Raw genomic sequence first — 7930 nt, forward strand, 5'->3', positions numbered from 1 at the left:
CCTCCCGCGGCTTGCGGAACGCGCCGGTGAAGAAGATCCGGAACAGATGCACGATGATCGACGCCGCGAACAGCAGCGCCGCCCAGTGATGCACCTGCCGCACGAACAGGCCGCCACGCACCTCGAAGGAGAGGTTGAGTGTCGTCTCATACGCCCGCGACATGGTCACACCGCGCAGTGGCTGGTAGGAGCCGTCGTAGACCACTTCCGCCATGGACGGGTCGAAGAACAGCGTCAGGTAGACGCCCGACAACAGCAGGATGATGAAGCTGTAGAGCGCGATCTCGCCGAGCAGAAACGACCAATGCGTGGGGAAGACCTTGTTGATCGATCGCTTCATGAACGCCGCGGCGCGATATCGCTCGTCCATATCATTGGCTTGCTTGCCGATTATGCGCGCTGAATCCATAGCCATGGCCGACACCCCGCCCTGGGTGAGAGTGGTATGCGTTCCTACTACAGACGGTAGCAGAGCTGCGCGGCGGAATCGAGGGGCTTTTCCGCGCCAAACTGTGAAACAAGATCATTCACATCTCCCGGGCTCGCCGGGCGCCGCCGGATCCGAGTCGATATCGTTTTACTCGTGAGCGCGATGGCACCGCAGGACGCGACGATGTATTGGCTGTCCAAACGCACACACAACGACCTTTTTCTGCTGTATTGCTTCGCCGATCGCGGACGATCCACCGAGGAACTACGCGCGGTCGTCGCCGAACGGAGCGCGCGGATCCCTGACCTTCGGGTCCGGCTGCGCGAACTGCCCTCGGACGTCGATTACCCGTCTTGGACGCGGTGCGAATCCGGCTCCGAGCAATTCGTGGAACACGAACTGGCGGAGCGTAATTGGTCGCATCTGCTGGACGTCCTCGGCGATCTGCTCGGCACCGGTGTCGACGCCGCCGTACACCCGTGGCGGCTGCACGTGTTCCGCGGCATCGTCGGCGCGCCGGGACAGGAGGGGGAGCCCGCGCTGGTGGTAGTACTCCAGATGTCGCATGCCCTGGCCGATGGCCGGCGTGCTTCGGCGATCGCGCGTGCGCTGTTCAGCGCGTCGGGGGACCTCGCAGCACAGCACGGAAGTCGAGCCGCGTCGGTGGCGCCCGATGGAGTACGGGCCGCAGGCGAGGACGATGCCGCAGCGGCGGGCGGTTCGATTGGCGGCCGGCGGACGTCCAGTCATCCATCATGGTGGAAGCCACCCACACAGAGACTGTCCGCGCTGCTTGCTGATCGTCGCGGCGTCGGCTCGGCGGTAGGGGCTCCTCTGCGGATGATCGGTTCCGCGGTGCCGGCGAGTGCATCGGCGGCCGGGGTGCTGGCCGACTCGGCTCTCGGTGTTCTGCGTACGCCGGTTCGGTTGGCCGTGACCGCGGTGCGCGGTTACGAGGCGTTTCGAGCGCGGCAACGGCTGGATCATCTGACCGAGGCCGGTGAGGTGCCGCCACCCGGAACGGGTTATCCGCCGAGCGTGCTGAATCGAGCCGCCGCGGAAGCGGCCTTGCGGCACGAAGCCCGGGTGCTCGTATTCCCGGCCGAAGACCTGCGCGTTCCCGGCCGTACCGTCACGGTCGTCGCCTTGACCGCGGTGTCGCTGGCGCTCGCTCGCTACCTGGCCGACCGAGGTGAGCCGGTCGAGCGTCTCGGCGCGCAGGTTCCGATGGCCCTTCCCGAGCTCACCTACCCTCGTAACAACTATCGCAGTCTCGGCGTCGACCTCTTCATCGACGAACCGGACCTGCGTGTACGCGCCGACAAGATCGCGGCGGCGCTCGTCGACCGGCGTGTCCGAGCACGGCATCCGCTGCTGTCCGCGCAGGACCGGGTCACCTCGACCATCCCCGCTCCGATCCTGCGCCGGGATCTGGAGCGCTATCCGGTCGACACCGTGCCCGACTCGATCTCGGGCCACACCGTCGTCTCCAGCGTCGACCGCGGCCCTGCGGACCTCGCCTTCGGCGGCGGCGCCGTGCGCTTCACCGCGGGCTTCCCGGCCCTCGGCTCCGTCATGCACCTCACGCACGGCGTGCACGGCTTGGGCGACACCGTCACCATCTCGCTGCACTCGGATCCGGCGGTGCTACCGGACCTCGACGCCTACGCCGCCCACCTCCGTGCCGCGCTGCTCGAAGTACACCGCACCCGGCTGGACTCCGCGTCCCGGCCGGTGTGATCGCCGGCGCTCAGGAGCGTGCGAGGGCCGGCTGCGGCGTGGCCTGGTGGACTTCGGCGGAGATCTTGATCTTGAGCTCGAGCCGGGTGGCGTTGATGACCGAGCGTTCTTCCTCGACGGTGTTCTCGATCGCCCGCGACCACAGCGCCTGGATCTCGCTGATCTCTTCGGCCGTCGCCTCGCCGTCGAGTTCGATCCGTCGGCGCTGCAAGCTGATGTTCAGCGCCGCGGTGAGCGTACGCATCAGGTCCTCGCAGCGATTGGGAATCTTGCGATGCGCCACGACGCGCAGACTGCTGATGAACCCCCGCGAACCCTCGACGGCCTGCCGGATCTCGTCGTCCACCTGATCCAGTTCCTCGGCCTCCCAGCGATCACAGTGCAACAACTGCAGGCGGACGTCGCTCGAGATAGCCAGCACCGAGGAGACCGCGCTCAGCACTGATTCCCGCCGCCATTTGTCGTGCTCGCGCCGCTCGGCCGCCGCGTTGGTCAACTCCACGTTTCGCTGCGCCGCGTCCAAGGTGACCCGGTTCCGCTCGTCCGCGGCGGTGAGCGCCGCCCGGTTCGTGCGGTTGTTGACCAGCACACCGACCAATGCCGCGACGGCGACGATGAGAGAACCGAAAAGCGGAAGCCACTGAGTCACGGGGAGATCATTCCATCGGAATCGTCGGTCGCACAGCCTGGATCGGGCGAAACGAGTTCGCCGTGCTACCGGGAGCCGAGGGTTCGGTCGGCATCGCTGTAGTGACATCTCGCCATAACCGGCGGTGCCGGTGCCGGTGCCGACCGACGGGCGGCACCTTCGTGTGATGGCCGACGACTTCGATGGTGGCAGAGCGCGTCCCGAGGAGGCGGCTTACCCTGCATCCGATTCGTAAGCGTCCGAGCGGGATTCGTCCGCGTTCGCCTCCTTGTCACAGCCTCCACTCTGTAACGTGTTGCGACATAACGTCGATACATCCCATGTAATCGACCCAAACGACAATCGGAGTCCAGTATGCGAACCTCGGTTCGAGCAATAGCGATGTGCCTGGCAGCTCCCGTTGTGGCAGTCGCTCTCACGGGGACGGCCACCGGCACGGCCGCCGCCCAGCCCGGCTGCTCAGGATCGATGAACGGTCCATGGTCCTACAACGGGATCTGCCAAGGCGATGCGGGCAACTACCGACTCGAGATCGACTGCATCGGATACAACTTCACCGCTAATCCGCCGATCTTCGGCCAGTACACAACGCGCCGAGACCTGCCTGTCGGACAGGCGGGCACGGTGGCTTGTTTCGGCCCCAACTGGTCCAGCGCCGGGTGGGGAGTGGGGGCGCGCATCTTCCGGCTCTGACTGCCGGAGGATCCAGAGGGCCGGCCTGCGCGGTAGCCCGCCATGGCATGCGCCGGCTGGATGCGGGCACCGTGGCCGTCGCGCGTCTGCCGCACGGCGGCGATCGAATGCGACTCTCGGCTGCTTGCCCTCGTGGCGGTACCGGATTCAGTAGTACAAGGGACGCGATGTTCGCCACCATGCGGCTGCTTCGGTTGGTCGAAGCCGTGTCCGCCGACAACCCTCAGCGGCATGTTCGATCGGTGGGGTCGCCGTAGGTCCAGGTCAGGAGGGTGTAACTGCTCCTGACCTGGACTCTCTCCGGCGGAGGATAGGGGATTTGAACCCCTGAGGGCGTTAACCCAACCCGCGTTCCAGGCGAGCGCCATAGGCCACTAGGCGAATCCTCCGTGGAGCAGCATACCGGTAGCCCCCCGTCGGTCGCCAAATAGGGGCGGGGTTGGGGGTGAAGTGCCTGGTCGCGTGGGGGTGTGGACCCGGAGGATGGGTTTGGCGGCCGGAGGCGCTACACTGGCCGACGGATCCCGCGCGGCGCGCATCCTGTGAACTCCCCCAGGGCCGGAAGGCAGCAAGGGTCAACGGGCTCTGCCGGGTGCGCGGGGTCCCCTTTCAAATGGGGTCGCTCGGGCGCATGCGCTGTTGCCTCGCCGTCGCCCGGCGGTGCGGGTCACCCTCATCCCGCCTCGGATAACGCCTCCAATTCCGGGCAATGCACGGGTAACGTGAACCCCGTCCACAGATGCACATGCGTCTGCACGGACAACTGTTCGGCCGCCGCCGCACATCGGTCCGGCCAAACCCATCGTCCCTTCGCTGCTTGAAAGGCTGCCCAGGATGCCCCGGCAAACGCAGATCGGTTTGATGAGCCATGAGGAGCTCGTGCTCGAGCACGAGACCCAGACCGCGAACTACGCGACGCTCGAGACCGAGAAGCTCACGCTGGACCTGACTCGGGGGAAACCTTCGCCGGAACAACTCGATCTGTCCGCCCCGCTCCTGCAGCTGCCCGGCGAGGGCGATTTCCGCGACGGCACCGGCACCGACTGCCGCAACTACGGTGGCCTGCACGGTCTGCCGGAACTGCGCGCGATCTTCGGCGAGCTGCTCAACATCCCGGTGGACAACCTGCTCGCGGGCAACAACGCCAGTCTCGAGCTGATGCACGACGTGATCGCCTACGCGATGCTGTACGGCACCAACGATTCCGAGCGTCGCTGGGCCGCCGAGGACACCCTGAAGTTCCTGTGCCCGGCTCCCGGTTACGACCGTCACTTCGCGATCACCGAAGCGCTCGGTTTCGAGATGATCCCGATCCCGATGCGCCACGACGGTCCCGACACGCACGCCATCGCCGAGCTGCTGGCGAACGATCCGCAGATCAAGGGCCTGTGGGCAGTGCCGAACTACTCCAACCCGACCGGCGTGGTCTTCTCCGAAGACGTTGTCCGCGAACTCGTTTCGATACCCGCCGCGGCGCCGGACTTCCGGCTGTTCTGGGACAACGCGTACGCCGTGCACCCGCTCACCGACACCGCCGCCCCGGTGATCGACGTGCTCGGCCTGGCCGCCGCGGCCGGAAACCCCAACCGGCCCTTGGTGTTCGCCTCCACCTCGAAGATCACCTTCGCGGGCGCGGGCGTGAGCTTCATCGGCGGTTCCACCGCGAACCTGGACTGGTACCTCAGCCACGCGGCGAAGAAGAGCATCGGGCCGGACAAGATCAACCAGCTGCGCCACTTGCGCTTCTTCGGAGATGCCGACGGCGTGCGGGCGCACATGCAGAAGCACCGCGCGATCCTCGAGCCGAAGTTCGCCTTGGTGCTGAAGATCCTCGAGGACCGGCTCGGCGCTTCGAAGGTGGCGTCGTGGACCGAGCCGAAGGGCGGCTACTTCATCAGCCTGGACGTGCTGGAGGGCACGGCGGCGCGGGTGATCGCGCTCGCGAAGGAGGCGGGCATCGCGCTCACCGCCGCCGGTTCGGCTTTCCCGTACCGCAACGACCCGGAGGACAAGAACATCCGGATCGCGCCGAGCTTCCCCAAGCTGCCCGAGCTGGAGAAGGCGATGGACGGCCTGGCCACCTGCGTGCTGCTGGCGGCCACCGAGAAGCTGCTCGGCAAGTAGAACGCAACGGGCCTGCCCGGCACGAATCCGTGCCGGGCGTTCCCGATGGTCCGGCCTCGGCTCGGTAGCCGATGCCCTCGGCCCGTGTCCCTCCGAGCGAAGGCGCCGCAGCCTCCTACCCGGTCTCCAACAGCTCTTTGAGCCGGGTCAGGTCGGCGCGGTTCGCCCGTCGGATCGCCGCCTCCAGTACAGGTGCGGCCAGTTTCCCGAATCCGCTCGGTTCGCCGCGGTTGCGCAGTGTCATGCGGGTACCGCCCTCCGGGGTGTCCGCCCAGGTGTAGGTCGTCTCCATCGGAAACGGCCCCTGCGCGGTGCGCATCACCAGCAGTGAGCCGGGGTGGTAGTCGACGACCTCATAGGTGTAGACCAGCTTGCTGCCGAGGAAGTGGGCGACGAATGCCATCCGTGAGCCGACGCGCAGCGGCGGCTCCGTCTCCCAGGTGACGCCGTGAATGCGCGAGTACCAGGCGGGCGCGTGCGCTGGATCGGCCGCGTATGCCGCGACCAGCTCGCGAGAGCGGTCGATCACGACGTCGGTCAGCACGTCGACGGCCATCGGGCGGTTCAGCGCGGCTTGTGCGCGAGGACGGCGAACATGGTGACCGAGAGGTGGATATCGCCGTTGGCGGCGGCCGCCTCGAGATCGGTGAGCAGTCGGTCGCGCTGAGCCTCGGTGATCGCACCGCGTGCGACGGCCATGGCCGAGACCCTGGTGACCAGAGAGCCCGCTCCGACGCCGCGATCCTGCACCAAGGCCTGCGAACCGATGTCGTCGACCACCAGGCCTGCCTTGGTGAGCAGACCGGGGAGCCGGCGGCCGGAGAGCGGATTGGTGGTCGCCGAAACCAGCGTATCGATCACCTCGCGGACGACCCCCCGGTCCCCGGGGTGCATGATCGCCGTGCCCCAATCGCTGTCCACGACGACGACGCGTCCGCCCGGACGCAGCACGCGCGCGATCTCGTTGGCCGCCCGGGCGGGGGCGGTCAGGTGCTGGAAGACCCGCTCGCACAGGACGGCGTCGAAGCTTTCCGCGCCGAAGGGCACGCCGTAGGCGTCACCGGAGTGGAATTTGGCCGTCGACCCGGCCTGGGCGGCGCGGCGTTCGGCGGAGGCGAGCAGATGCGGGTCCGGTTCGACGCCGATCGCGCTGCCGTCCGGGCCGACCGCTTCGGCGAAGGTCATGACCTCCGTTCCGGTGCCGGAGCCGATGTCGACGGCGTGTTCGCCGGGCCGCAGCGCGAGCGCTTCGTGCGCCCAGGCGCGCAAGCGGCGGATGCCGGGCAGCGCGGCCTGTAGGTCACGCACGTCGACGAGCTGGTCCTGGCCTGCTCGGTCGAACCGATCGGGGCGCAATGCGTAGGTGTTCATGAGCCCGTTTCCATCCCTGGCCGTTGCCGTCGTCTTGGTCGGTGTCGCCGTCGTCTGAGGCATGGCCTGGAGCCTACGCGGCAGGTCATCTACCCGCGCGTAGGCACTGTGAGGTGAGTCACTATATTGATCAACTGTGCGCTTCTCGGTACTTCGGGAGTGCTGGGAAAGGAACGACTGGCCGTGACGGTCGAAGATGGTTCCGAAGACACGCCACCATCCGGCCGATGGAGGTCGACGATCGACATCCTCGCCGACAGTCTCGCCACTCACCTCGGCGAGCAGGTGACCGTGGTCGACCCAGGCGAAATGGAGGACGGGTTCTCCTGCCTCGTCCGAGGTCCTGAGCCGTCCGGTCCCACGCTCCAGCTGGTGTGGAAGGGGATACTCGGTATGCATTGCAGCGACGGACAGCCGGACATCAGCGTGTCGCTGTTCCTGTACAGCCGAGGCCGCCGCCTCCGGCTCGACGACCAGCCTGGCAGCTATCTGGAGATCGTCTATGAGGGCCCCCTCGACGGCTCGGGAACCTGGCGCGATCTGGGCTGGCTGCAGGATGACTTCGGCGAGTTCGAGGCACACAACCATTACGGCCACTGACCGCCCACCGCGATCGGAACATGGGCGCCGGTCCGCCCGTCCGGTCGCAGTGATCAGCGGTCCCCGCTGGTGGCCTTCGGTGTCTAGGAAGCAGCGCAGGCCCAGTTGGGAGGCCCCATTACCGATCGCCGGGCTGTCGCGTGGCCAGAGTAGCGGTCCAGTATCTGCCGAATGGCGGGATCGAGACGTTCCGCGAACGCAGTGGCGGCTGATTCGGACCGGAGCCGGTCGAGTCCCCGAATGCGTCCGGCTCGGCGAGCGGATCCGCGGGGTCACCCGTGGACCCGTGGGCGGACAATCGAGATTTGGATCGTCCCCTTCGA

Annotated in this window: 8 protein-coding genes, 1 tRNA gene and 1 other RNA gene; 5 read left to right on the forward strand and 5 right to left on the reverse strand. The window is 67.2% G+C overall.

All coding sequences use genetic code 11. From position 1 onward, the window contains the following. Positions 1-415, reverse strand: a 415-nt coding sequence (locus M8859_RS35305; RefSeq protein ID WP_372492972.1) for a cytochrome b N-terminal domain-containing protein, incomplete at its 3' end; no start/stop codon positions are given. A gap of 168 nt (positions 416-583) precedes the next feature. Here M8859_RS35305 and M8859_RS35310 point away from each other — a divergent pair. Next, complete coding sequence (locus tag M8859_RS35310; RefSeq protein WP_308221258.1) at positions 584-2170, forward strand: WS/DGAT/MGAT family O-acyltransferase; 1587 nt, start codon at positions 584-586, stop codon at positions 2168-2170. Positions 2171-2180: 10 nt separating this feature from the next. Here the strand turns inward: M8859_RS35310 and M8859_RS35315 are convergent, their stop codons facing one another. Next, on the reverse strand, positions 2181-2819 hold the full coding sequence (locus tag M8859_RS35315; protein WP_249645557.1) for a hypothetical protein: 639 nt from the start codon (positions 2817-2819) through the stop codon (positions 2181-2183). A 468-nt stretch (positions 2820-3287) separates the two neighbouring features. Between M8859_RS35315 and M8859_RS35320 the strand changes: the two genes are divergently transcribed. Further along, complete coding sequence (locus M8859_RS35320; protein ID WP_159930955.1) at positions 3288-3512, forward strand: hypothetical protein; 225 nt, start codon at positions 3288-3290, stop codon at positions 3510-3512. Between the two features lie 304 nt (positions 3513-3816). Here the strand turns inward: M8859_RS35320 and M8859_RS35325 are convergent. After that, positions 3817-3901 (reverse strand) — tRNA-Ser (locus tag M8859_RS35325). Positions 3902-4028: 127 nt separating this feature from the next. Here M8859_RS35325 and ffs point away from each other — a divergent pair. Both ffs and M8859_RS35335 read left to right on the forward strand, forming a co-directional pair. Beyond that, positions 4029-4123, forward strand: an RNA gene (gene ffs, locus M8859_RS35330) — signal recognition particle sRNA small type. Positions 4124-4346: 223 nt separating this feature from the next. After that, positions 4347-5636, forward strand: coding sequence for an aspartate aminotransferase type Ic (locus tag M8859_RS35335; protein WP_159930956.1), 1290 nt, complete (start codon positions 4347-4349; stop codon positions 5634-5636). Positions 5637-5751: 115 nt separating this feature from the next. Here M8859_RS35335 and M8859_RS35340 read toward each other — a convergent pair whose 3' ends face one another. Next, entirely contained in the window at positions 5752-6192 is a 441-nt protein-coding gene (locus M8859_RS35340) for an SRPBCC family protein (protein WP_159930957.1), read from the reverse strand. 8 nt (positions 6193-6200) lie between these two features. Next, positions 6201-7007: a methyltransferase domain-containing protein gene (locus M8859_RS35345; protein WP_159930960.1), complete on the reverse strand. Its 807-nt coding sequence runs from the start codon at positions 7005-7007 to the stop codon at positions 6201-6203. Between the two features lie 183 nt (positions 7008-7190). Here M8859_RS35345 and M8859_RS35350 point away from each other — a divergent pair, with 183 nt between their 5' ends. Then, complete coding sequence (locus M8859_RS35350; RefSeq protein ID WP_195072243.1) at positions 7191-7607, forward strand: hypothetical protein; 417 nt, start codon at positions 7191-7193, stop codon at positions 7605-7607. The last annotated feature ends 323 nt before the right edge of the window (positions 7608-7930 follow it).

It is taken from the genome of Nocardia sputi, from assembly GCF_023501985.1.